We start from the raw sequence: 23261 nt of genomic DNA, 5'->3' as shown, positions 1-23261 counted from the left end.
TCAAAAACGCCCGGCGGCTCGCCACCCGATATGACAAAACCGCCGATAGCTATCTCGGCTTCATCCACCTCGTCTCAATCCGGCTGTGGATGCGCCAATTTGTCAACGCCTCCTAGGCCAGGCGAGATTCTCGCCAGTCCAGGCTCACATGCGGTCGCTGCGCGGTAAGGCAGCTGCACCAAGTCCCCGTATTCGTCGGGCGGGCTCAGGCGGACGGGACCATTCTATTCCACGGCTTTTGAGGCCAGGCGGGTGTGTCGGTTCGTCCACCTGGATCTGCCGGGAGTGATCAGTCCCGGCGGACAGGTATGGGATGCTCAGGCGCGTTTCATGACCGCTCCTTCGATGACCACGCCGTGGTGGACGAACTTCCACAGGGCGATGAGCAGCTTGCGGGCCATGGCGACGATCGTCGGCTTACTCCGACCGCCGGCCTTGGTGCGTTCGCGGAACCAGCGCGTCAGCGCCGAGTCCGGCTGGTGCAACAGCCAGAACCACGACAGCTGGACCATGATCGTTCGGAGGCGAGGATTCCCCGCTTGCGACACGCCTTGCTCTCGACAGACGCTGCCGCTCTGCCAGGGCGTCGGCGCCAGGCCAGCATAGGCGGCGAGCTGGCGCCGGTTGTCGAAGTGCCGATACAGGCCCTCCGACCACAAGATCTCCGCGAAGTCGGGACCGACGCCTCGCAGCATCATCAGGTTGGCCGCACCCCCGGCCGGTGCGGGTAAACATGGTGAAGCGGCGATCATCGCGTCGCGCGTCGCCTCGTTCACCTTCACCTGCTCAAGCAGCAGTTCGACCCGGTCGAGCATGCGCCCCAGTTCGGCGCTCAGGTGGTTAGGAAGCGGCAGTCCGTCGGCCGTCAGCAGGCTATCGAAGCGCTCACGCCGATTCCTGTGCAGCGGCTGGAAGTCCACGATGCCGTGACAGAACAGCAGGCCCTTGATCCGGTTGACCAGCCGGACCCGCTCACTGATCAGCACGCGCCGCTCGCGACAGTTGCGGCGCCGGTCCTCTTCTTCCGGGCTCGGAGGGCGTACCATCGCGCAGATGCGCGGGTCGCCTCGCTTGTAGGCCAGCAGCGTTCGAAGCAGCGTCTCGCCATCGAGCCTGTCCGTCTTCGCACGCCGCCGGCGGCGCGACGTCGTTACCGACGCCGGATCGACGACATGACTGTCGATGCCTTCGCGCTCGAGCATGCGATGGATCCAGAAGCCGTCGAGCCCTGCCTCCTGGATCGAGACGAACGGGTAGCTTTCGCCGGTCCGTACCCGGGCCTTCTCCTTGATCTGGCCAAGCAGCGTCATCAGCCCCGCCACGTCGCCAGCCGGGACGGCTCGCTTCGACATCTTCTCGCCGCCGCCGGGCGACAGCGATGTGATGAGCCACGTGGATCTGCTCAGCTCCATCGAGAAGAAAATGGCTGCAAGCGTCGTTTGAACAGGCGCCGCAGGCGCCACGTCACGATCGTCGATGTTCATGGTCTACCTCCTCACTGCGTTCAAAAAAGCGCGCTGCCGCGGCGCGACATTGATTCATTGAGATCGGACAAAGGTCATCGCTCGTCGCGATGGCGTTGTTTTGCCTGACCCAGGTCGAGGGTGAGCGGCGCTCCTTTCTAGGCCCGCTGCGGCATGCCGCAACGCGCGCTGCGCGCGCGTCCTCCACATACGTTTCGGCCCTTCGGGTGCCCCCTGCCTCCTTCAGCAGGCCTCTTCACTCGCTCTTTGCCGCCCACCCCCGGCCCGGGTCACGCTGGTGTGATTTGGGTGCGGGGACGGCCCGGTCGGGGCCCTCACCATGGGGTCTATTCCGGCGCCGGTTGCGGTGGTTGGAGTGAGGAAGATGAGGAACGGAAATACGCAACCGCAGCGTCCGACCAACACGCTGTATGCTGAGGTCACCGACCGGATAATTGCCGAGCTTGAGGCGGGGCGGCTGCCCTGGGTCCAGCCTTGGGGCGAGGCGCGGGCAGAGGTGGGGATGCCCTGCAATGCCGGGACGGGACGGCGCTATTCGGGGATCAATGTCCTTATCCTTTGGGCGACCTTGTTCGAGCGGGGTTATTCGTCGCAACGCTGGCTCACGTACCGGCAGGCTCAGGCCTTGGGCGGGAATGTCCGGAAGGGCGAGGCCGGGACGACCGTCTGTTATGCCGATCGCTTCACGCCTCGGGATGACGATGGCGAGCGGGTGCCGCTTGGGGGCGGCGAGGAGCCACGGCAGGTCGCGTTTCTCAAGCGCTTCACGGTTTTCAATGTCGATCAGTGCGAGGGGCTGGGGTCGGGTCTCGTTGCTGGACCGGTGGCGCTTGCCGAGGATCAGATTGTGGAAGTTGCCGACGACGTGATCGCGGCGAGCGGGGTCGACTTCAGGACCGGCGGGATGGAGGCCTTCTACATGCCGTCGCAGGACCTTGTGATGGTGCCGGCGCGACGGGCCTTTTTCGATGAGATTAACGCCTATCGGACATGGCTGCATGAACTTGTCCATGCGACCGGCCACGCGTCGCGGCTTGGGCGGGACCTGACCAAGCCATTCGGGTCCGAAGGCTATGCGCGCGAGGAACTGATTGCGGAAATGGGATCGGCGTTTCTGTGCGCTTCGCTGGGGATCGTCCCGACCGTCCGGCATGCGGACTATATCGGTTCGTGGCTCGAGGTGTTGCGCGAGGACAATCGCGCGATCTTCCGAGCGGCGAGCGCGGCCGGAAAGGCAGCCGACTGGCTGCTTGAGCGGCATGCTCGGGCCTGCCGTGACTTCATGCAGGAGGAAGCGGCATGACGCGGGAGAACCCCGAAGCCGCCGAGCTGGCGCGGCTGGCTCAGGCAGTTGACTCGCTCCCGCTCAAGCTGCGTGCGGTGTGGCTGCTCGGGACGGTCGATCGTCTCGACTATGAGCGGATCGGGTTCCGGCTTGGGCTGTCGGTTGCCGAGGTCGAGCGCTGCACGGCGCGGGCAATTCTCCGGATCGATCGCAGGCTTTGCGGTCGCCGCGACTGGCTCGGCCGGTGGCGATAGCATCCGAACCGGCGGTGTCCGGCCCGCAGGGGCTGGGCATCGCCGGGCGCTTGTTGGTAGGACGTGCACGAATGCGTGACCAGCTCGATCATCTGCCGGCATCCAAGCAGCGCGAGCTTGCCCATGTGGTGCGCGTGCTGTTCGAGGAGTTCGCCGAGGCGATCGTCCTTTCGACCCAACCCTGGAAGAAGAAGGGGCGCATCCTCAAGGTCGTGCTCTACGGTTCGTATGCGCGTGGCGGATGGGTGGACGATCCGGTCGGCGGGTATCAGTCCGACTATGATATTCTCGTCGTGGTCAGTGATGATCGGCTGACCGATGTGGTCGACTACTGGTCGGCGGCCGACGACCGGCTGATGCGCGACATGACGATCAACGGCGCGCTCAGTGCGCCAGTCAATTTCATCGTTCATAGCCTCAAGGACGTGAACAAGCAGCTTGAGCAGGGGCGGCCCTTCTTCATCGATATCGTCGAGCAGGGTATCGCGCTTTACGAGGCCGAGGGGTTTCCGTTCGCGAGCCCGCGCAAACTGCCGCCCGAGAAGGCGCGGGCGGAGGCGCAGAAGCACTTTGATTATTGGTATCCGTTGTCGCTCCATGCCCTCAAATTGGCACAAGTGAGCATCGAAAACGGTGTCTCGCGTGATGCTGCGTTCATGCTTCATCAGGCGGCGGAACGTGCATATCATGGCACGCTCCTGGTACTCACCCTCTACAGTCCAAAGTCGCACAAACTCAATTTCCTGCGCTCCCACTGCGAGGAGATCGCGCCGTCATTGATCGCGGCCTGGCCGCGCGATGACAAGTTCAGCCGCCGGTGTTTCGAACTGCTGCGATTGGCCTATGTCAACGCGCGCTACTCCGAACACTATAAGGTTAGCGATGACGAGCTGAACTGGCTTGGTGAGCATGTCGCCAAGCTTCAGGCATCAGTAAAGACAGTGTGCGAGGAGCGGCTCGCGCCGCCCGGTCAGTGACCGGGCGGCGCTCGCAAGGTCAGGCTTTCTTCGGCGCGCGCGGTGCGCGCTTCGGCTTGGCCGGGGCGGGGGCTACCGCCGCTGCGGCCTTGGCCTGACGGCCCTTCTGGCCGAGCCCGATCTTGTGCGCCATCTGGCGGCGCGCTTCCGAGTAATTCTCGGCAACCATCGGATAATCAGCCTTGAGCTTGTAGCGCTCGCGATACTGTTCGGGCGTCAGGCCATGGCCAGACAGATGCCGGCGCAGCGTTTTGTACGGCTTGCCGTCAATCAGCGAAATGATGTGATCCTTTGAGGCAAGCGACTTGCGCGCCGTGACGGCCGGCGTGAATTCTTCCGCATACGCTGCGCTTTCGTCGCCCGTGGCGGGAGCCGAAGGACCCGCCGAAAGCTCGGTCACGGTCGCATGCATGGTGCGCAGGAACGCCGGCACGTCTTCGGCAGCGACACGATTGTTCTGATTGCCGAGCCAAGCGATCGTGAGTTCGGTCGCAAGCTCGACCGCGTTCAAGGTGGTTTCTTCTGACATGTGTAGTTCCTGCGTGATTTGAAGGGCCAGCAAGCATTTGTGCTGCATTTGGCGGCCACGTCCATAATGGATGTTTCGCGCGAGTCGATGCTCAGATTGTCGTGAAACCGCTTAAACCACCCAAGAGTATCTTTCTACGTCGGTATAGTGATTCTCTGGAGGAGTCGGCGCGTCGCTTCATCCGGCAATCCGGAAATTGGAAGGCCGTGCTTCGACTGAAAATCCTTTAATGCTATAGTCGAGTTATTGCCGCACAGGCCGTCAACGCCGACCGGAAAGCCGGCCTTAATCAGCATATTCTGGACGGCTTTGAACTTCTCGCGGGCCGCGACAAGACCCCGCTCGGTGGGAGCGTCGATCAATCCACTCACCGACAAATTATTCTCGCGCTGAAATTCGATGATGGCTGCGGTGGTTTGCGGTCCGATAAAACCGTCGACAAAAACCGCGTGCCCAGCCGATCTGAGCATTAATTGAACGACCTCCTTCGGCCGCGCCATCTTGGACGACCAATGATCGCTCAGATTAGTTCGCTCGTCATTTGCGCCATTGTCCGCCTCGCCCTTAAGGGGTGAGTTCGGCGAGGGTACCTTGGGCTTGTGCATTTTATCCCAGTTGGAAATTACGGCAACCACGACTGCCGACCCAGCTGCGATCAGCGCCGCCAAAACAGTAGCGTTCATACAGCCGCCCCCAGGATAAGGCCTTTCTACATACACTAATCCAACTAGCGCTGTTCACGCTATAGGTAGCTTTGGCTGTGGCCCGCCCTGTCTTGACGGCGTCTCGTCAACCGTTCTCGATTCACTCGCGAATGCGCGCTGACCTCGACGCCTCCATATTTCGAGCGTTCCGATTCCTTGTTCGGTCCGCAGTCGAGCTGCCATTTCGATTAGCGCGCCGAGGATCACCGCGCGGTCGTCGTCAGTCAGCTCGATCAGGCCAGCTTTCGCGATCAGACCGCCAAGCTCGATCAACTGGCGCGTTCTCTCGCGACGCTTCACGACCCAGGCCCGCGTGTCAGTCCGGGCGCGTCTGGCTTCGAGCCGGTGTCGTGCCGCTGTCGCCCGACGCAGCGCTGTTCGCGTTGCCACGATCGCCATTAGCAGCGTTGCCAGTTGTGCGGCGAAAGAAGGCAACACCACGCTTGCGCCATCCCTCCCTTGCATTTGCGTCCTTGCCCTCGACTCCCGACAGCAACAATCCCGCGAGCTGCTCAACAGGCAGCGCATCGGCACCGGTCGCAATCACCAGTTCGCCCAGTTGATGTAACTTGCGGTCCTTCAACTGTCTGGCCTTGTCGCCGAGCGCCTTCAGTTCGGCATCGAAATCGCGGGGTTTGCGCATGGTTCGTCCTCGTGTTGCGTCGTGAGGAGGGACCAGTTATCGCCTGGGTCGATCAGTCGCAATCTGTTGAAATCTCTTGGGACTTTGCTGTCCCGAGATTGATGAAATCTTTCGAGGACGCGCTTATACGTCGTGCCGACGGCGCTTTTGTAGTGTAAGTGGGTTGCCGTTATGGCGATCTACCATTTCTCGGCCAAGGTCATCTCCCGCGCTGCCGGATCGAGCGCCCTGGCATCGGCGGCGTATCGTTCGGCCTCGCGGCTGCACGACGAGCGTCTCGACCGCACCCACGACTTTTCGAACAAGGCCGGCGTCGTTCATTCCGAGGTGATGCTGCCGGACGGCGCGCCGGAGGGACTCGGCGACCGGGAGAAGCTGTGGAACGAGGTCGAGGCGACCGAGATCCGGATCGACGCGCAGCTCGCCCGCGAGATCGAGTTCGCGATCCCGCGTGAGCTATCCCCAGAACTTGGTATTGCGCTCGCCCGCGACTTCGTCCGCGACGAGTTCGTCGATCGCGGGATGATCGCCGATCTCAATGTGCACTGGGATATTGGCGCTGACGGCATGGCGAAGCCGCACGCGCATGTGATGCTTACGATGCGCGAGGTCGGCGAGGACGGGTTCGGCAAGAAAAACCGCGACTGGAACCGCACCGACCTTCTGGAGAAGTGGCGGGAGCGCTGGAGTAGCCACGTCAACCAGCGCCTGGCCGAACTCGATATCGATGCGCGGATCGATCACCGCTCGCTTGAGGCTCAGGGGATCGAGCTTGAGCCGCAGAACAAGATCGGGCCGGCGGCGTCCCGCATGGCGGCGCAGGGGCTGGAGTCCGAGCGCGTCGATGAGCATGTCGAGATCGCCCACGCCAATGGCGAGAAGATCATTGCCAACCCCGAGGTTGCGCTCGACGCGATCACGAAGAACCAGGCGACGTTCACGCGGCGCGACCTTGCCATGTTCGTGCACTGTCACAGCGACGGGAAGGAGCAGTTCGACCACGTGATGGGCGCGGTGCGCGGCTCGCCCGAGCTGGTCGCACTCGGTAAGGATGGCCGCGGTGAGGAGCGGTTTACCAGCCGCGACATGATCGAGACCGAACAGCGGCTGGAGCGCGCGACCGGCGTGATGGCGGCGCGTCAGGGGCATGGTCTTCCGGCGGCGGCTATGGACCGTGCCATCGCCGTCGCCGAAAGTGGGGGCCTCCTGCTCGGGGGGGACCAGAAGGCCGCAGTGGCCCATGTAACCGGCAGCCATGACCTTGGAATTGTCATAGGTTATGCCGGCACAGGTAAATCTGCGATGCTCGGTGTTGCGCGGGAGGCATGGGAAAGCGCCGGCTATCACGTCCAGGGGCTCGCTTTGTCAGGCATTGCGGCCGAGAATCTGGGGAGCGGCTCCGGCATCGCGTCGCGCACGATCGCCAGCATCGAGCATCAATGGTCGCAAGGGCGCGAGCTGCTCGACCAGAGCAGCGTACTGGTGATCGATGAGGCCGGGATGATCGGCTCGCGGCAGATGGAACGCGTGGTGTCGGAGGCCGAGAAGCGCGGCGCCAAGATCGTCCTGGTTGGCGATCCCGAACAGCTCCAGGCGATCGAGGCGGGCGCTGCATTCCGCTCGGTTGCCGAGCGCCACGGCGCGGTCGAGATCACCGAGATCCGCCGGCAGCATGACGACTGGCAGCGCGATGCGACGCGCCATCTCGCGACCGGGCGAACCGGTGAGGCGATTCAGGCATATGGCGAGCGCGACATGGTGCATGCCGCAGCGTCGCGGGGCGAGGCGCGCGAGGAGCTGGTCGATCGCTGGGATCGCGACCGGCTCGCCAATCCGGACGCCTCACGCATCATCCTCACGCATACGCGGGACGAGGTGCAGTTGCTCAATGAGGAAGCGCGCGAACGGCTTCGTGCGGCCGATCAGCTTGGCGAGGATATCGCCATCATTACCGAGCGCGGATCACGCGACTTCGCGTCGGGTGACCGGATCATGTTCCTGAAGAATGAGCGCGACCTTGGAGTGAAGAACGGCACGCTCGGGACGATCGAAAGCCTCACCACCGCGCGCATGGCGGTGCAGCTTGATGACGGGCGATCGGTCGCGTTCGACGTCAAAGACTACAACCAGGTCGATCACGGCTACGCCGCGACGATCCACAAGGCGCAGGGGATAACGGTTGATCGGACTCATGTGCTGGCAACACCGGGCATGGACAGCCACTCGGCCTATGTCGCGCTCTCGCGGCACCGCGACGGTGTGGATCTGCACTACGGCAATGACGACTTCGCCGATCAGGGCAAGCTGACCCGGACGCTTTCGCGCGAGCGTGCCAAGGATATGGCGAGCGATTACGTCCACGATCAGAGCGAGCCGGACCGGGCGTTCGCCGAGCGGCGTGGCATCACGTTCCGCGAGCGCATCGCAGAGGTCATCCGTAAGGTCGTGCCGGAGAAGATGCGCGACCTGTTCGACGGCATATTGCCCGAACGGCGAGCGCCGGAGCCATCAGTTCCCGAACCGAGCATCGGGGCGATCCGCAAGCGCGCGTTCATCCGCCATGCTCAGGCCGTCGACGACATCTTCGAGACGCACGACGCTGGAGGCCGGGCGACGCCCGAGCAGCGTCGCGAACTGGCCGAAGCGCGGCGCGATCTTGACGCGCTGCGCGATGATGCCTCGCGCGATGCGGAAGCCGCCTACAAACGCGACCCGACCCTCGCCACGGATGCCGCGAGCGGTGCCCCTGAGCGTGCGCGTCGGGCGATGCTGTTCGAGAGCGAAGTGCGCACCGATCCTGCTCGACGTGCGGACCGGTTTGTGGAGTGCTGGAACAAGCTCGAAGGGCAGTCGCAACGCGCATACGAGGCCGGCGACATGCAGGGGAGGAAGGCCATCCGAAGTGAGATGGCGAGTATGGCGAAGAGTCTTGAGAAGGACCCTCAGTTGGATTCGCTTCTGGCCAGTCGGAAGGTGGAACTTGGCATCGCATTCGACACTGGACGCAGCCTTGGCGTCGAGCTCGCGCTCAATCATGGCATCGACCTGGGGCACGGGCTTGGGATTGGGATCTAGCTGCAGGGGCTGCATAATGCGTAGCACGGCAACCCGGCGGACGCATTCCATTGAATATCATATGCCCAAGCAAAGCGCTCTGGAAGGTGGACGCCGGCTCGCCGTTTAGTCTCCGAGGCTGTCTCCGAGGCTTGATCGCAGTTCTACGCCCGGCTGGCCCTCCTAGATGACGGAAGAAGATATCGACGACGTCGGATAGAACCGGCTCGTAGGCGAGCACCAGATCGGCCGTCTCGAAAAGTCGGCGTCTGCAGCGAGCGAGCAACTGGCCAAGATGTCGGCGTGGCTTCTGAGCTCTCTTCTAGCGATAAACGGAGCCGGCGCGATTGCGACATTTGAATGCGGCCGATCGGCTCAGGTCACCGGCTTGGTCGGGTGGCCTCTTGCCGCCGGCATTCTCTTTGCGCTGCTCTCAGGCGTGGTGATCCAAAAATAGAGTTCCTCCGCCATGATGCTCGTTGAAAACCTGCTCAGCTACTGGCGCCGCGTGCAGATCCATGGCGAACGCGACGAGGGTGACGAGCAGGCCTAGTCGGCTCCCATTGCCAAAGCTGCAGCGTTGGGGCTTCCTGCCACCACTCAAAGGTTGGTTATCGGGGGCCTTCTTCTTCGCTGGCGCGCTGACGGTAGCGTTCGACATATCGACGCCGCACCCGGGCGCCGCTGCGCGCTGTGCTGCGATAGAGGCGGACATGTTGTCGGCTGTTCCGCGCCGCAGCGACAGCCGCGAGCTGTTTGTCGCGCTGGGTTGCAGGGCTACCGGATCAACTGATGTTAAACTGACGCCGCGTTAGCACCGGATCCGGAGCTGCCGCGGCTGCCGGAATGCGTCGCGCCGCCCCGACTGGGTCGAGTCGATATTCATGCGATAGGTGCTATGCGAACAAGCGACTGGCGCCAGGCATCGCGAAATGTCGAGCTTGCCTTAAACGATATCCCGACCGCCTTCGCGCTTGTCGAGCAGGCTCGCCTGCGCGGCTCGGTTGAGGGTCGGTCCTTCAATTTGCACGCCGTCCGCCGATGGCGCGGTCAGCACGATCTTGGCGCGGGGCAGGCCGGCCGCCTCGAACTTGCGGGCGATGAACGCTCATGGCTCGACATCAGCAATGTAGGCCGCGCGGCCTGAGTTAAGGTATACGTTGCCCATCATATCTACCGAGATGGCGACATGCGGTCGGAGGAGAGTATGGTGCAATAGTCGGTCGATGAGACCGTATTTCAGTAACCCCACCCTGATCGCGGAGTTGGCGCTGGGCCTACGGGGCTGGGCCGGTATTGTTGCCCGCAGGCAAGCGCTGCAGATCCCGTCAGCGATAGACGAACTATATCACATAGGCAGGGCGCTTGGAGTGACTATAACGTCCGGCGAACCTCGGTTGACGTGCAAGGAAAACGAATTGACCGAACCAGGCGCACCCCAGATCGGCCCAGTGATTCAGCGACTGCGCAAGCAGAAGAGCCTCACCCTCGATCAACTGGCCAAGCTTTCGGGCGTATCCCGTTCGATGCTTTCCCAGATCGAGCGCGGTCAGACCAATCCGACGCTTTCGACCGTATGGATGCTGGCGGAGGCCCTGAAAATCGATATCTCGGAGTTGATCGGCGGCCGGCAATCGGTGGTGCGCGTCGCAATCGATGTCGCCACCGCATCCTTTACCCCCCAGATCAGGACGGAGGACGGCTTGTGCGTGCTCCGGATTCTGAGTCCGGCGGACCGGGCGGATTCAGTCGAATGGTACGAACTGCGCTTCTCACCTGGAGGGGCGTTGGTTTCGGCACCGCACGCAAAGGGCATGCGCGAGCATCTGACAGTGCTTGATGGCGAGATCGAAATCGTGGCGGGCGACGAACGCAGTGTGATAGCTTCAGGCTCCACGGCCCGCTATCCAGCCGATGTCACTCATGCGATCCGCAACGTCGGGACCTCGGACGCCAGAGCATTGCTGGTTGTAATAAGCTAAATAGAAATCCTAATTCCAGGATACTGGATTTTCCTTCCGTCATAACGTAATCGGCTGTCCACCGTGCGGAGGAAGTCGATGGACACTGGATTTTATGACCGGATCGACGCCGAGCTCATTGCGATCGATGAGGCCGGGCTGAAGAAAACCGAGCGCATTCTGTCGTCGCCTCAAGGCGCACGCGTGCGCGTGGCGACGGGTTCCGGTGAGCGCGAGGCGCTCAACCTGTGCGCCAACAACTATCTCGGCCTTGCGGCTGACGCTCGCGTGATCGCGGCAATGCAGGACGCGACCGCCAGGTGGGGCGCGGGCCTTGCTTCGGTCCGTTTCATCTGCGGCACGCAGACACTCCACAAGGAGCTGGAAGCGACGATCGCCGACTATCTCGGGTTCGAGGACGCGATCCTCTTCGCCGCGGCATTCGATGCCAATGGCGGCGTGTTCGAGCCGCTGCTGGGCGAGAAGGATGCGATCATCTCAGATACGCTCAATCATGCATCCATCATCGATGGCGTGCGCCTGTCCAGGGCGAAACGCTATCGCTTCGCCACCAATGACATGGCCGATCTGGAACGCCAGCTCATCAGGGCCCGATCGGAAGGTGCGCAGACCATCCTGATCGCAACGGACGGCGTGTTCTCGATGGACGGCACGATCGCTGACCTCGCCGCCATCACCGAACTGGCGGAACGCCACGGCGCGCTCACCCTGGTTGACGATTGTCACGCCACCGGGTTCCTCGGGCCGCAGGGGCGTGGCTCGCCTGCCTATCGCGAGGTCGAGGGACGCATCGATATCCTCACCGGCACCTTCGGCAAGGCGCTCGGCGGGGCGATGGGTGGCTATGTCGCGGCCCGGCGTCCGGTCGTGGAACTGCTGCGGCAACGGGCAAGGCCCTATCTCTTCTCGAACGCGCTGGCGCCGGCGGTCTGCGGTGCCGCCCTTGCCGCCATCGAGATTGCAAAGTCTGCCGAGGGCGACGCCTTGCGCGATCATCTGGCGGCGAATTCCCGGCGATTTCGCGCGGGCCTTGCCGAGCTCGGCTTCGAGCTGGTGCCGGGAGAACATCCGATCATCCCGGTGATGCTGTTTGATGCGGTGAAGGCGCAGCGCCTGGCGGCCGCGCTGCTCGATCTGGGCGTGTACGTCACCGCCTTCTCGTTTCCCGTGGTGCCGAAAGGGCAGGCGCGGATCAGGACGCAAATGTCGGCCGCCCTCACACCTCAAGACATAGACGAAGCCATTGCCGCCTTTGCGGCGGCCGGCCGCGCGCAAGGAATTATTCGATGACTGTCGCCACCGCTATCAGACCGAGTGCCGAGGCGAGGACCACGATGTTCGGCCTCGCCAAGCTTGAAGCGCGCGAAGGCGTATGGGCCACGCGCGCGCCCGTCCCGACACCAGCGGCGGATGAAGTCCTGATCAGGATCCGCCGCACCGCGATCTGTGGCACCGACATTCATATCTACAATTGGGACGAGTGGGCGGCACGCACCGTGCCGGTGCCCATGATCTTCGGCCATGAATTCGCCGGCGAGATCGTCGAAATCGGCAACGCCGTTACCCGGCCGTTGCGCACTGGCCAGCGAGTATCGGGTGAAGGCCATATCATCGACCTCGATTCCGCCGCCGCGCGCGCGGGGCGTTTCCATCTCGATCCCAACACGCGGGGCGTGGGCGTCAATCGCCAGGGCGCCTTTGCGGAGTATCTCTGCATTCCCGCCTTCAACGTCGTGGTCCTGCCCGACGCGGTGAGCCTGGACGTCGGGGCGTTGCTCGATCCGTTCGGCAACGCTGTGCATACGGCGCAGCAATTCGATCTGCTGGGCGAGGATGTGCTCGTCACCGGTGCGGGCCCGATCGGGATCATGGCGGCGGCGGTCGCGCGCCGCGCCGGAGCTCGTTCGGTCGTCCTTACGGATGTGAACGACTATCGCCTCGAGCTTGCGACCAGGCTCGCCGATGTTCGGCCAGTCAACGTCGCCAGGGAGGACCTGCGCGATGTGATGGCTCAGGAAGGCATCGCGGACGGCTTCGGCGTGGCGCTGGAAGTGTCGGGTGCGCCGTCCGCCATTCGTCAGGCGATCGATACCCTCATCATGGGCGGCAGGCTCGCGATGCTCGGTATTCCGGGACAGGGCATGGAAGTAGAATGGGCTGACATCATCCTGAAAGCGATCACGATCCGCGGAGTCTATGGGCGGGAGATGTTCGAAACTTGGCGCAAGATGCTCGGCCTGCTCCGCAACGGCCTGGATCTCGAGCCCCTGATCACGCACCGCGTGGAGGCACGCGATTTCCAGGCGGGATTCGATGCGATGCGATCGGGCGCTTCGGGCAAGGTCGTGCTGAGCTGGTGAGCAAGGCGCTGGCGATTGGCGCTTCCGGCGCGCATTGAGTTCTGATGGTAACCAGCACATTCGACCTCTTCAAGATCGGCGTTGGCCCATCGAGTTCCCACACCATGGGGCCGATGGTCGCGGCGGCCGATCTCGCGAGGCGCGCCGGGGCGGGCACGGCGCGCGTGAAGGTGTCGCTTTACGGATCGCTCGCGCTGACGGGCAAGGGCCACGCCACCGATCGCGCCATCCTGCTCGGCCTGAGCGGCAGCATACCCTCGACCATCGATCCTGATGAAGCGGATGCGGATGTCTCCCGGATCCGCGCGGCCGGGAAGCTGATGTTGGACGGCCGGTTCGAAATCCCCTTTGAAGAGACAAACGATCTGCTTTTCCTCCACCGCGAGCGGCTCGACTTTCACAGCAACGCGATGCTGTTCCAGGCCTTTGGCCGGGATGGCTCCGAACAGATGCGGCGGACCTATTATTCGGTCGGCGGCGGTGCGGTGCTGGATGAATCGCAAATCGGCCGAAATGCGGCGCCCGAGCGCGGATGGGATGTACCGCACGCCTTTCATTCAGGCGATGACCTCCTCGCGCGAACAATCGAAACGGGCAAGACGATCGCGCAGCTGATGCGCGAGAATGAAGAGACCTCGGCGACTCCCGAGGCCGTCTGCGCGGGGCTCGCCGCGATTCGCGATGCCATGTCGGCCTGTGTCGAGCGCGGTATTCGCTCCGACCTGGCCGAGTTGCCGGGCGGTTTGCGCGTGAAGCGTCGCGCGCCTTCTATCTTCCGCGCGCTGATCGAGCGGCAGGAGCGCGCCCTGTCCGATCCTCTTGCCGTGATTGACTGGATCAACCTCTGGGCATTGGCGGTCAACGAGGAGAATGCGGCCGGCGGCAAGGTGGTAACCGCGCCGACCAATGGCGCGGCCGGCATCGTTCCGGCGGTGCTGCGCTATTATGAGCGCTTCGTGCCCGGCGCGACGGTGCGGGGAATGGAGGATTTCCTGCTGACCGCCGCCGCTATCGGGTCCCTTTTCCGCGAGAACGCCTCGATTTCCGGCGCTGAGGTCGAATGCCAGGGCGAGGTCGGCGTTGCCTGCTCGATGGCCGCCGCGGGCCTGGCCGCAGCGATGGGCGCCACGCCCCAGCAGATCGAGAATGCGGCGGAGATCGGCATGGAGCATAATCTCGGCCTGACCTGCGATCCGGTGGGCGGTCTCGTTCAAATCCCGTGCATCGAGCGCAATGCCGTTGGGTCGATCAAGGCGATCGAGGCGACCCGGCTGGCAATGCTCGGTGACGGGACTCACCGGGTGAGCCTGGACCAGGTCATCGAAACGATGCGCAAGACGGGTCTCGACATGTCCGAGCGCTACAAGGAAACCTCGCTCGGCGGACTGGCCGTGAACGTGGTCGAGTGCTGATCCCGGCCGATTTCCGCTGTTTCCCGCTGTTATCGCGATTTTTTATTTTCGCCGCTGTTATGTTGGATTTTCTCTCCAATTTCCGCGCCTATTATCAACAGCTTACCGTTGATCCCGCTGTTATCGAATGACAGCGGAATAACAGCGGGGGGAACAGCGACGAAAACAGCGGGGAACAGCGGGCCTGCTGGGATGGCAGCGCTGCTGACTGTAAAAACGGTCATGTCAAAGAGCAGGGGGAACCGGGACAGTATCCCACCAGCTCGCGCTCATTTCACAATCTCCCCCGGGGTTGAATCGAATCACCCCATTCCCGATCCGCCGTTCAGTCGGAAACGCGGGCCAGCGTCAGATCATGATAGTCGAAGCTGAAGTCAGCGAGCGGTGACAAGGCTTTCAGCGTGACGCCGGCGACCTTGCCGCCCGTCATGTCGAAGCAGACCACCGCGTCTTCACCGGCGCCGCGCGCAAAGCGGGTGCGGAAGCAGTCAGGGCCGAAGGTTTCGAGCGCGCTCTTCAGCGCTGGCGTGCGCGTGAAGTCGATGGACAGGCTCTGCCCGTTTCGCGCGATCACGATATCGCCATACCATGGGTCGCGGTAGCGCCCCGCATAACGATCGAGCGGCTGGCTCGGCCCACCGGGCGGCGCCTTGAAATCGCCGCTTCCCAGCAGGGCCGCGACCTGTGCCTGCTGCCCGGCGCGGGTCGCGCGGGCATTGCCCAGCCAGTCATGGGCCGGCGCGCCCAGCAGCAAATCCATGATGGCGTACCGCAGCGCCGAGACCGCGTCGCCATCTTCGCAATTGGTATAGACGACAAAGGCGATCCCCTGATCGGGCAGCAATGTCGTCCGCGTCACCTGGCCGGCGAGTCCTCCCGAATGCGACAGCATGCGGCACCCGCGATAGTCGGCAACGCCCCACCCCAGCCCGTAGGCAGAGAGGACAGACCGCTCAGGGTGATCGGCGCCGGGGCCCGGGCCGTTCGAAATGATCGTGTGCGGCGTCCACATTTCCTTCGCCTGCGCCTCGCTCCACAAGCGCGTGCCGCCGGGTAGCGAGCCTTTGCCGAGCTGGACCTGCAGCCATGGGACGATACCTGCGACGCTCACCCCGATTCCGCCCGCCGGACCGATGACCGCCGATTCCGATGGCGGAACGACCTCAATCCCGCCGAGGCCGCGCGTAGGCGGGCCCAGCCGGGCATGCCGGGCCGCGATGTTCGGTCCGGTCATCAATCGGGTGTTCGTTACCGCATCGATCATGCCCAAAGGCGCGAAGATGCGGCTGGGGACATACTCGTCCCAGGTCAGCCCCGACACGCGCTGCAGGACGATGCCCGCCACGATGTAGAGGATGTTGTCATAGGCATAAGCGGACCGAAACGGCGTCGCCGGCTTGAAATGGGGGAGGGCGGCCAGCATGTCGGCGGCGCTGTGATCGGTCGGCGGCACCTGCATCAGGTCGCCCGCGCCGAGCGGCAGCCCGCTATTGTGCACCAGCAGGTCGCGCACCGTCATGAGCGCCGTCACCGCCGGATCGTGCATCCGGAACTCGGGGATATGCTTGGTGACGAGATCGTCCCAGCGAAGCTTTTTCTGATCGACCAGCAGCGCGAGGCTCGCGCTCAGAAACGCCTTGCTGTTCGACGCGATGGCGAACTGGGTGTGGATGTCGACCCGCTCCGACGCGCCGAGCTTGCGCACGCCATAGGGGCGCAGGATCGGCTCGCGGCCCGGCTGCACGATTGCCACCGCCGCACCGGGAATATCGAACGCCGCCATGAAGCGGGACACCGTACTGTCGAGCGCATTGAGCGCCAGCGGCGCGGCGCGCGCGGTGGAGGGCGCCAATGCCGCGAGCGTGCCGAGCGACGCACCCGTGACCAGCGCACGGCGGCTGATCCGCACCGCTTCGCTCACGCGGCCAGCGCTTGTTGCGGCAGCCAGGCGCGCAGCCGCTCGATCGCTTCCTCGACCAGTTCGGTCGAGACCGCGAAGCTGAAGCGGATGAATTTGTTGCCCCGTACGGGATCGAAATCGAGACCGGGGGCTGTAGCCACGCCGGTTTCCATCAGCATCTTCTTGCAGAAGCCAAGACTGTCGTCGGTCAGATGCGCGACCGAGGCGTAGATGTAGAAGGCGCCATCGGGCGGGGCGATCTCTCCCAGACCAAGCGCGGGAAGCGCTTCGAGCAGCAATGCACGGTTGCGACGATAGGTCTCGACATGGCCGTCGAGTTCGTCGCCGCATTCGAACGCGGCGAGGGCGGCATGCTGGCTGAGCGAGGGAGGGGTCAGGAACATATTGCCCATCCGCTTGCGGGCCTCGTCGACCAGATCATCGGGAACCACCATCCAGCCAAGCCGCCACCCGGCCATGCTGAAATATTTGGAAAAGCTGTTGATGATGATCGCATCGGCTGAATGCTGCAGCATGCTCTGCGCCGGCGCGCCGTAGCTGAGGCCGTGATAGATTTCATCGGAGACGATGCGGATGCCGCGATCGCGGCACAGCTCGGCAATGGCGGCGAGCTCTTGCGGCGCGATGATCGTGCCGGTCGGGTTGGCGGGACTGGCGATGATCACCCCGCGCGGCGGCGGGTCGATCGCGGCAATCGCAGCCGCGCTGATCTGGAATCGCTCCGGCGCGCTGCATTCGAGTTCGATCTCGTCCATGTGCAGCGCGCGCAGGCAATTGCGATAGGCGACATAGCCCGGCCGGGCCAGGGCGACCCGGTCTCCCGGCACGAACGCCGTGCTCAGCGCCAGCACCAGCGCGGGAGACGCCCCGCAGGTCAGCAGGATGCGGCCCGGCGCGACAGCGACGCCGTAGCGCTCGCGGTAATATTGGGAGATGCGCTGCTTTAGGGGAACGCTTTCCCAATAGCCCATCGGATCATGGGCGAGAATCTGTTGTGCTGTCGCGATCGCCCCGGCCGGCGCGCCGGTCGAAGGCTGGCCGAATTCCATATGGATGACCGGTCGGCCCTCGAGCCGAAGTTTATGGGCAAGCTGGCTGATCGCGATCGCATGAAAGGGTTCGATTCGAGAGTTCAACTGGCATTCCCCGCGACGCATCAGGAAGTCACCTAAAGTGACGAACATGCAACGCACCATGGTGCGCCCGCAATTGCCATCCCGGAAAATCTCTATGACCCATTAGCCTGGGCAATGGGCTGAGCATCAATTGCCCGGCGCGACCAGGGCGAGCATTTGCGATTGAGTCTCGGTCATGGTTCGGGCCCACCAGGCGGCAAACTGGCGGACGGGGGATCGCGCGTCGCCGGGCCGATGAGTCACGATGCGGTAGCTCGGGCCCGGCACCGGCGCATAGGGCGCCGCGGGCACCAGCTCGCCGCGCTGGACGAGCCGCTGGACGATCGCCGCGCGGCCCATGGCGATGCCCTGATCACACATCGCCGCATGGTAGGCGAGGATCGAAAGATTGAAGTGGCGATCGACCACCGGCGAGTCGGGCCATGTCGTACCGACGCTTTGGCGCCAGTCGCTCCATTCGCGATAGGGAGCTTCGCCCGCGCAGGGCACGTCGTCGTGCAGAAGGACGATGGACGGGGGTGCATCCGATCCGAGGCGCTCGAGATAGGCGCGCGAGCAGACGGGGAAGAGGAGTTCGCGCACCGCGGCAAGCTCGTGCAGGCCCTCCGCCGTCTCGCCGGTATAGTCGATGACGAGATCGACGCCCTCATCCTCGAGCCGCTCCGAGGTCCAGAGCACCAATTCGGAACGCAGAAATATCTCGATCCCGGGATGCTCGCGGTAGAAGCTTTCGAGATGGGCAACCAGCCATTCGGTCGCCAGCGATGGCACGCAGCTCAGGACGATCGCGCCGCGCTGATGCTGGTAGATGCGGCTGATGCTGTCATTGAGTTCGTTGGCAACGTTGGTCATCGAATTCATCAGCAACTCGCCCGCGTCGGTCAGCGATATGCGACTCTTGTTGCGGATGAACAGCGGCGTATTCAGCCGGGCCTCGAGCCGTAGCACGCGTTGGCTGACGGCGCCCTGCGTCACGCCGAGCTGACGCGCTGCCGCTGTGATCGATCCAAAGCGGCCCGCTGCGCGAAATACCCAGAGGTCCGACAGCAATTGTGCGTCGAGACGATGGGCATCTGCCTTGGGGTCTTCGCGCGGCGTCATCGCGCGAGCCTAGCCAAAAGCCCGTATTCCGCAACAACGCAGGCCGGACCAAGCGGCTGCGCGGGATCAGAAAAGTCTAATGACCGCATTAGCTTTGAGAGTTTGTCCTGCCAGGGTCGCAGTGGTTCCCTCGGATCGAGACACTTCGAGGAGTGCGCGGCGGAGGGCCCGCATTCACTCGCAAAAGTGCAGCGGTGGTAAGGGACTATGATTCAGCGGCCTTATTTGATCTTTCTCGGCGACGTGAAGGGCGAGCCCAATACCAAGACCGCCTTCGGCGTGCGCGACTGGCTCCCTGACGAAACATTGGGGCAAGTCCGCCTGCCGGGCTGCGACGTCGACCTCGGGCTGCCGGAGTTGACGATGGCCGAGGCGTATGAACGCGGCGCGCGGTCTCTTCTGATCGGCGCCGCGCCGGTCGGCGGGCTGCTGCCGTCGAGCTGGACGTCCAGCCTTATTGCGGCGCTGGACGCCGGGCTGGATATCGTCAGCGGGCTGCATACGCGGTTGACGGATATTGCCGAGGTCAGGGAGCGTGCGGCGGTGCTCGGTCGGGCGCTGCACGATGTGCGATCGCCCACCCGGCAATTCGCCGTGGCCAATGGCCGCAAACGCGGCGGCAAACGCATGCTGATGGTGGGCACCGACTGCGCGCTGGGCAAGAAATATACGGCGCTTGCGATCGGGCGGGCGCTGGCTGCGGCGGGGGTGGACGCTGATTTCCGGGCTACGGGGCAGACCGGGATCATGATCGCCGGCAGCGGGATCGCGATCGACGCCGTGGTTGCCGACTTCATTGCCGGTGCCGCAGAGTTGCTGTCGCCGGAGGCGCCGGATGACCATTGGGATGTGATCGAGGGCCAGGGCTCATTGTTTCATCCCGCTTATGCCGGCGTGACCTTGGGCCTGATCCATGGCTCGCAGGCCGATGCGCTGGTGCTGTGCCATCATCCGCTTCGCCAGACGTTGAACGGCTATCCCGACTATCCCTTGCCCGATCTCGGCGAAGCGATGGATTTGTACCTCCGGGTCGCCCGGCTGACCAATCCCGCCGTGCGCTTCGTCGGCATCAGCCTCAATACCTCTCAGATGGCGGCGGCCGAGGCGACTCAGCTGATGGCGGAGCTCGGTGAGCAATACGGGCTGCCCTGCTTCGATCCCATCCGCTCGGACTTGAGGCCGCTGGTGGATCATGTGCTGGGCAGCGCGGTGCTCGCGTGACGCGATTGGCCATGGATGTCGCGGTCAGGAAATGGCCGATGCGCGAGCCCTTCGCGATCTCGCGCGGCGTGCAGGACGAGGTACCCGGACTGTGCGTGACCCTTCTCGACGCTGGGGGCGCGCGGGGGCGCGGCGAGGCGTGCGGTGTCGATTATGCGGGCGAAACGCCGGAAAGCATGTCGCGGCAGATCGAGGGCGTTGGCGCCGAGATCGAAGCGGGGCCGAGCCGTGAAGACTTGCTCGATCTGCTGCCGGCCGGCGGGGCACGGTTCGCCGTCGACAGCGCCTTATGGGATCTGGAAGCCAAGCAGAGCGGCACGCCTGCCTTCATGCTGGCCGGCTTGAAGGAACAGAAGCCGGTCGATACCGCCTTCACCATCGGCATTCGCCCGATCGCCGACTATGAGGCCGCTGCGCGGGCGAGGGCCGGGCATCGCGTGCTGAAGCTCAAGGTGGATGGCACCGATCCGATGGGTGCCGTCCGCGCCGCACGTGCAGGGGCGCCGGGCAGCGTCTTCATCGTCGACCCGAACCAGTCCTGGACTGTCGAACAGCTCAGGCAGTTCGCGCCGATGATGGCCGATCTCGGCGTGGTGCTGCTCGAGCAGCCGATCCGGGTCGGCGCCGAGGCGGGGCTTGACGGGTATCGCTGTCCGATCAAGCTCTGCGCCGACGAACTGATCGATAGTGTCGCCGATCTCGCCAAGGCGGTCGGCCGGTTCGACATGATCAACATCAAGCTCGACAAGGCCGGGGGGCTGACGGCGGGGATCGGCCTGGCGGCGGCGGCGCGCGCGCAAGGGTTGGGCGTGATGGTCGGGTGCATGGCAGGGTCTTCGCTGGCGATGGCCCCGGCGACGATCCTTGCCCAGCAGGCCGATTTTGTCGATCTCGACGGCCCATTGCTGCAGGCCGAGGATTGGCCGCACCCGTTGCGCTACGAGCACGGGCAGATTTTTCCGCCGACTTCGGCGCTATGGGGCTGATGGACGCCGCTCCCGTCCCGGTACCTGCCAGCTGGTTCGGCCAGCCGCCCGGATTGACGATCCTGTTCCTGACCGAGATGTGGGAGAAATTCTCCTATTACGGCATGCGCACGCTGCTGATCTACTATATGGTCAAGCAGCTGATGCTGAGCCAGGCGCACGCCTCGCTGGTCTACGGACTCTACACCGCATTCGTTTATTTCACGCCGATCCTGGGGGGCGTTATCTCCGATCGCTGGCTCGGCCGGCGCCGCGCGGTGATCATCGGCGGATCGATCATGGCGGCGGGCCATTTCCTGATGGCGTCCGAACCGCTTTTCTATGTTGCGCTGGCGACCATCGCGCTGGGCAACGGGCTGTACCTCACCAACCTGCCCAGCCAGATCGGCAGCCTTTATGCGGGGGACGATCCGCGCCGCAACTCGGCCTATAGCGTCTATTATGTCGGCGTGAATCTCGGCGCCTTGCTTGCCCCCGTCCTGTGCGGCACCATCGGTGAAATCTATGGCTGGCACTGGGGCTTCGCCCTTGCCGGGATCGGCATGCTGACCGGGTTGCTCATCTATGTATTCGGCGCGCGCCATCTGCCCCCCGAACCTCCCCGGGCGGCGGCGGTCGATCGGGGCGAGGTCAGGCCATGGCGGTGGAATGCCCTCTGGCTGTTGCTCGGCGTCGCCATCGCGGTTGCGATCCTGCGGGGGGCCTATGAGCAGATCGGCAACACCATCGCGCTCTGGGCGGACGGCCAGGTCGATCGCAGGCTCGTCGCGGGCGTCACCATTCCGATGACGTGGTTCCAGGCGCTCAATCCGCTGTTGATCTTCATCATCACCCCGTTCCTGATCAAGCGCTGGACGCGGCAGGCGCGGGAGGGGCGTGAGCCGAGTTCGACGAGCAAGATGGCGATCGGCGCCGCCGGCATCGGCGTCGCCTATCTGCTGCTCGCCGTCACCAGCTTTGCGACCACCGCGCCGGGCGCGCAGACGAGCTGGGTGTGGTTGAGCCTGTTCCTGACTGTCCTCACGGCGGCGGAATTATGGGTGCTGCCGATCGGGGTGGGCCTGTTCGCCCGCCTCGCGCCGCCGCATATGAGCGCGACGATCATCGCGGCGTGGTTCCTGGCGACCTTCGCCGGCAATCTCCTGGCGGGCTTGCTGGGAACGTTGTGGAGCTCGATGCCTCCCGCTGCTTTCTTCGCGGTGATGGGAGGCGTCGCGGGAACCTCTGCGCTCGGCCTGTTGCTGCTCAAAGGCCCGGCGACCCGCGCCGAGGCGGCCAGGAGCGGCGCGTGACAGCGCCGCCTCCGCCCACTGCCGACCTCGCCCCAATGATCGGGCAATATGGCCGTTCGGGCGCGTTGCTCGACATATTCGAGGCCGACGGTGCGCTATGGGCGACGGGTCTCGGGAACGCACCCGAGGCGCTGGAACGGATCGACGCAACCCTGTTCAAAGGGCAGGGCGGGAAACGACACGTCGCGTTCGAAGCAAATGGCGGATGGGCTCTGGTCGACGGGGAACGGTTGCTGCGTTGCGACGTCGGTGCCGAGCTGGTCGCGGCCTTTCAGCAATCGCTTGACGCCGAAGCTTATGCTGCCTCGCCGCAATCGTACGCTTCGCCGTCGGAGGCACTTGTGTCGCTCGCTGACATCGCCGGTATCCGGCTCGACATCCGCTACGCGACCCCGAATAATTTCATGGGCTTTGCGATCTATGATCGCCCCTGCGCTTATGCGAGGCTGGCGGTGGTCGAGGCCGTTGCCCGAGTGCAGGCGGTACTGGCCGCCCAGGGCTATGGCCTGGTGGTTCATGACGCCTATCGGCCCTGGTCAGTCACCAAAATGTTCTGGGATGTGGTGCCACTGGCGTCTCGGGCGTTTGTGGCTGATCCTGCGATCGGGTCGAAGCATAATCGCGGCTGCGCGATTGATCTGTCGCTCTGCGATGCGAAAAGGGGCGCGCTCCTCGAAATGCCGTCGCGTTACGACGAACCGACCGGGCGCGCGCACAGCCTTTATCACGGCGGTACGAGCCTGGCCCGCTGGCACCGGGATCTGCTGCGCGCGGCGATGGAAGCCGAGGGTTTCGCGGTGCAGGCCGATGAGTGGTGGCACTTCGATTTCCACGCCTGGCGGGACTATCCGATCGAGAATGTCAGCTTCGCTGCCCTGGGCGGCTAATAGCGGCATTAGCTTTCGGCATTTGTCTTTGCG

General features: G+C 64.1%; 23 protein-coding genes and 1 pseudogene. 14 read left to right on the top strand and 10 right to left on the bottom strand.

Annotated elements, in window-relative coordinates:
• Window positions 1-116, top strand: a pseudogene (locus U1839_RS19520) (IS5 family transposase); the annotation flags it as partial.
• Between the two features lie 201 nt (window positions 117-317).
• Here the strand turns inward: U1839_RS19520 and U1839_RS19515 are convergent.
• Window positions 318-1484: an IS110 family RNA-guided transposase gene (locus U1839_RS19515; RefSeq protein WP_443030642.1), complete on the bottom strand. Its 1167-nt coding sequence runs from the start codon at window positions 1482-1484 to the stop codon at window positions 318-320.
• Between the two features lie 364 nt (window positions 1485-1848).
• On the opposite strand from U1839_RS19515, the gene U1839_RS19510 reads away from it, so the two are divergent.
• From U1839_RS19510 to U1839_RS19500, 3 genes are all read left to right on the top strand, one after another.
• Window positions 1849-2787 carry an ArdC family protein gene (locus tag U1839_RS19510; RefSeq protein ID WP_332805249.1) on the top strand — a complete coding sequence of 313 codons (939 nt, stop codon included), beginning with the start codon at window positions 1849-1851 and terminating at the stop codon, window positions 2785-2787.
• Window positions 2784-3023, top strand: a complete 240-nt coding sequence (locus U1839_RS19505; protein WP_332805248.1) for a sigma-70 family RNA polymerase sigma factor — start codon at window positions 2784-2786, stop codon at window positions 3021-3023. Before U1839_RS19510 ends, U1839_RS19505 begins: the two co-directional genes overlap by 4 nt.
• Before the next feature lie 71 nt (window positions 3024-3094).
• Window positions 3095-4000 (top strand): HEPN domain-containing protein, encoded by a 906-nt coding sequence (locus U1839_RS19500; protein ID WP_332805247.1) that lies wholly within the window; start codon window positions 3095-3097, stop codon window positions 3998-4000.
• 19 nt (window positions 4001-4019) lie between these two features.
• Here the strand turns inward: U1839_RS19500 and U1839_RS19495 are convergent, their stop codons facing one another.
• From U1839_RS19495 to U1839_RS19480, 4 genes are all read right to left on the bottom strand, one after another.
• Window positions 4020-4529 (bottom strand): Ros/MucR family transcriptional regulator, encoded by a 510-nt coding sequence (locus U1839_RS19495; RefSeq protein WP_332805252.1) that lies wholly within the window; start codon window positions 4527-4529, stop codon window positions 4020-4022.
• A gap of 134 nt (window positions 4530-4663) precedes the next feature.
• Window positions 4664-5212, bottom strand: a complete 549-nt coding sequence (locus U1839_RS19490; RefSeq protein WP_332805246.1) for a peptidoglycan-binding domain-containing protein — start codon at window positions 5210-5212, stop codon at window positions 4664-4666.
• A gap of 54 nt (window positions 5213-5266) precedes the next feature.
• The gene (locus U1839_RS19485) at window positions 5267-5632 is read right to left on the bottom strand and encodes a conjugal transfer protein TraD (RefSeq protein WP_332805245.1); all 366 of its coding nucleotides are present in this window, start codon (window positions 5630-5632) and stop codon (window positions 5267-5269) included.
• Window positions 5550-5876: a conjugal transfer protein TraD gene (locus U1839_RS19480; protein WP_332805244.1), complete on the bottom strand. Its 327-nt coding sequence runs from the start codon at window positions 5874-5876 to the stop codon at window positions 5550-5552. Before U1839_RS19480 ends, U1839_RS19485 begins: the two co-directional genes overlap by 83 nt.
• Window positions 5877-6047: 171 nt before the next feature.
• On the opposite strand from U1839_RS19480, the gene traA reads away from it, so the two are divergent.
• Window positions 6048-8951 (top strand): Ti-type conjugative transfer relaxase TraA, encoded by a 2904-nt coding sequence (gene traA, locus U1839_RS19475; RefSeq protein ID WP_332805243.1) that lies wholly within the window; start codon window positions 6048-6050, stop codon window positions 8949-8951.
• Window positions 8952-9363: 412 nt separating this feature from the next.
• Here the strand turns inward: traA and U1839_RS19470 are convergent, their stop codons facing one another.
• The gene (locus U1839_RS19470) at window positions 9364-9645 is read right to left on the bottom strand and encodes a hypothetical protein (protein WP_332805242.1); all 282 of its coding nucleotides are present in this window, start codon (window positions 9643-9645) and stop codon (window positions 9364-9366) included.
• A gap of 183 nt (window positions 9646-9828) precedes the next feature.
• Here U1839_RS19470 and U1839_RS19465 point away from each other — a divergent pair, with 183 nt between their 5' ends.
• From U1839_RS19465 to U1839_RS19445, 5 genes are all read left to right on the top strand, one after another.
• Window positions 9829-10077 carry a hypothetical protein gene (locus U1839_RS19465; protein ID WP_332805241.1) on the top strand — a complete coding sequence of 83 codons (249 nt, stop codon included), beginning with the start codon at window positions 9829-9831 and terminating at the stop codon, window positions 10075-10077.
• 271 nt (window positions 10078-10348) lie between these two features.
• A complete protein-coding gene (locus U1839_RS19460) occupies window positions 10349-10912 on the top strand; it encodes a helix-turn-helix domain-containing protein (protein WP_332805240.1) in 564 nt (187 codons plus the stop codon).
• A 78-nt stretch (window positions 10913-10990) separates the two neighbouring features.
• Window positions 10991-12202, top strand: coding sequence for a glycine C-acetyltransferase (locus tag U1839_RS19455; protein ID WP_332805239.1), 1212 nt, complete (start codon window positions 10991-10993; stop codon window positions 12200-12202).
• Window positions 12203-12246: 44 nt separating this feature from the next.
• The gene (gene tdh, locus U1839_RS19450) at window positions 12247-13272 is read left to right on the top strand and encodes an L-threonine 3-dehydrogenase (RefSeq protein ID WP_332805238.1); all 1026 of its coding nucleotides are present in this window, start codon (window positions 12247-12249) and stop codon (window positions 13270-13272) included.
• A 44-nt stretch (window positions 13273-13316) separates the two neighbouring features.
• Window positions 13317-14684: an L-serine ammonia-lyase gene (locus tag U1839_RS19445; RefSeq protein ID WP_332805237.1), complete on the top strand. Its 1368-nt coding sequence runs from the start codon at window positions 13317-13319 to the stop codon at window positions 14682-14684.
• 29 nt (window positions 14685-14713) lie between these two features.
• Here the strand turns inward: U1839_RS19445 and U1839_RS19440 are convergent, their stop codons facing one another.
• The 4 genes from U1839_RS19440 to U1839_RS19425 form a co-directional block, all read right to left on the bottom strand.
• The gene (locus U1839_RS19440; protein WP_332805236.1) at window positions 14714-14908 is read right to left on the bottom strand and encodes a hypothetical protein; all 195 of its coding nucleotides are present in this window, start codon (window positions 14906-14908) and stop codon (window positions 14714-14716) included.
• Window positions 14909-15009: 101 nt separating this feature from the next.
• Window positions 15010-16605, bottom strand: coding sequence for a serine hydrolase (locus U1839_RS19435; RefSeq protein WP_332805235.1), 1596 nt, complete (start codon window positions 16603-16605; stop codon window positions 15010-15012).
• Complete coding sequence (locus U1839_RS19430; protein WP_332805234.1) at window positions 16602-17741, bottom strand: aminotransferase class I/II-fold pyridoxal phosphate-dependent enzyme; 1140 nt, start codon at window positions 17739-17741, stop codon at window positions 16602-16604. The genes U1839_RS19435 and U1839_RS19430 overlap by 4 nt, the downstream gene beginning before the upstream one ends.
• Window positions 17742-17867: 126 nt before the next feature.
• Entirely contained in the window at window positions 17868-18842 is a 975-nt protein-coding gene (locus U1839_RS19425) for a LysR family transcriptional regulator (RefSeq protein WP_332805233.1), read from the bottom strand.
• A gap of 225 nt (window positions 18843-19067) precedes the next feature.
• Between U1839_RS19425 and U1839_RS19420 the strand changes: the two genes are divergently transcribed.
• Genes U1839_RS19420 through U1839_RS19405 form a run of 4 tightly spaced genes read left to right on the top strand, consistent with a single transcriptional unit; the run spans window position 19068 to window position 23228 of the window.
• Window positions 19068-20063 carry an N-acetyltransferase DgcN family protein gene (locus tag U1839_RS19420; protein ID WP_332805232.1) on the top strand — a complete coding sequence of 332 codons (996 nt, stop codon included), beginning with the start codon at window positions 19068-19070 and terminating at the stop codon, window positions 20061-20063.
• A gap of 11 nt (window positions 20064-20074) precedes the next feature.
• Window positions 20075-21049: a dipeptide epimerase gene (locus U1839_RS19415; protein ID WP_332805251.1), complete on the top strand. Its 975-nt coding sequence runs from the start codon at window positions 20075-20077 to the stop codon at window positions 21047-21049.
• On the top strand, window positions 21049-22341 hold the full coding sequence (locus U1839_RS19410) for a peptide MFS transporter (RefSeq protein ID WP_332805231.1): 1293 nt from the start codon (window positions 21049-21051) through the stop codon (window positions 22339-22341). The genes U1839_RS19415 and U1839_RS19410 overlap by 1 nt, the downstream gene beginning before the upstream one ends.
• Window positions 22338-23228 (top strand): M15 family metallopeptidase, encoded by an 891-nt coding sequence (locus U1839_RS19405; protein WP_332805230.1) that lies wholly within the window; start codon window positions 22338-22340, stop codon window positions 23226-23228. Before U1839_RS19410 ends, U1839_RS19405 begins: the two co-directional genes overlap by 4 nt.
• Window positions 23229-23261 lie beyond the last annotated feature (33 nt).

This window comes from Parasphingomonas halimpatiens (assembly GCF_036663795.1).
Lineage (GTDB): Bacteria > Pseudomonadota > Alphaproteobacteria > Sphingomonadales > Sphingomonadaceae > Sphingomonas.
This window is presented reverse-complemented; position numbering and strand designations above follow the sequence as displayed.

Excerpts from the sequence above, each read along its gene's own strand:
- U1839_RS19515 (WP_443030642.1), bottom strand. The coding sequence starts at position 1,484 with ATGAACATCGACGATCGTGACGTGGCGCCTGCGGCGCCTGTTCAAACG.
- U1839_RS19510 (WP_332805249.1), top strand. The coding sequence starts at position 1,849 with ATGAGGAACGGAAATACGCAACCGCAGCGTCCGACCAACACGCTGTAT.
- U1839_RS19505 (WP_332805248.1), top strand. The coding sequence starts at position 2,784 with ATGACGCGGGAGAACCCCGAAGCCGCCGAGCTGGCGCGGCTGGCTCAG.
- U1839_RS19500 (WP_332805247.1), top strand. The coding sequence starts at position 3,095 with ATGCGTGACCAGCTCGATCATCTGCCGGCATCCAAGCAGCGCGAGCTT.
- U1839_RS19495 (WP_332805252.1), bottom strand. The coding sequence starts at position 4,529 with ATGTCAGAAGAAACCACCTTGAACGCGGTCGAGCTTGCGACCGAACTC.
- U1839_RS19490 (WP_332805246.1), bottom strand. The coding sequence starts at position 5,212 with ATGAACGCTACTGTTTTGGCGGCGCTGATCGCAGCTGGGTCGGCAGTC.
- U1839_RS19485 (WP_332805245.1), bottom strand. The coding sequence starts at position 5,632 with ATGGCGATCGTGGCAACGCGAACAGCGCTGCGTCGGGCGACAGCGGCA.
- U1839_RS19480 (WP_332805244.1), bottom strand. The coding sequence starts at position 5,876 with ATGCGCAAACCCCGCGATTTCGATGCCGAACTGAAGGCGCTCGGCGAC.
- traA (WP_332805243.1), top strand. The coding sequence starts at position 6,048 with ATGGCGATCTACCATTTCTCGGCCAAGGTCATCTCCCGCGCTGCCGGA.
- U1839_RS19470 (WP_332805242.1), bottom strand. The coding sequence starts at position 9,645 with ATGTCCGCCTCTATCGCAGCACAGCGCGCAGCGGCGCCCGGGTGCGGC.
- U1839_RS19465 (WP_332805241.1), top strand. The coding sequence starts at position 9,829 with ATGCGAACAAGCGACTGGCGCCAGGCATCGCGAAATGTCGAGCTTGCC.
- U1839_RS19455 (WP_332805239.1), top strand. The coding sequence starts at position 10,991 with ATGGACACTGGATTTTATGACCGGATCGACGCCGAGCTCATTGCGATC.
- tdh (WP_332805238.1), top strand. The coding sequence starts at position 12,247 with ATGTTCGGCCTCGCCAAGCTTGAAGCGCGCGAAGGCGTATGGGCCACG.
- U1839_RS19445 (WP_332805237.1), top strand. The coding sequence starts at position 13,317 with ATGGTAACCAGCACATTCGACCTCTTCAAGATCGGCGTTGGCCCATCG.
- U1839_RS19440 (WP_332805236.1), bottom strand. The coding sequence starts at position 14,908 with ATGACCGTTTTTACAGTCAGCAGCGCTGCCATCCCAGCAGGCCCGCTG.
- U1839_RS19425 (WP_332805233.1), bottom strand. The coding sequence starts at position 18,842 with ATGACGCCGCGCGAAGACCCCAAGGCAGATGCCCATCGTCTCGACGCA.
- U1839_RS19415 (WP_332805251.1), top strand. The coding sequence starts at position 20,075 with ATGGATGTCGCGGTCAGGAAATGGCCGATGCGCGAGCCCTTCGCGATC.
- U1839_RS19410 (WP_332805231.1), top strand. The coding sequence starts at position 21,049 with ATGGACGCCGCTCCCGTCCCGGTACCTGCCAGCTGGTTCGGCCAGCCG.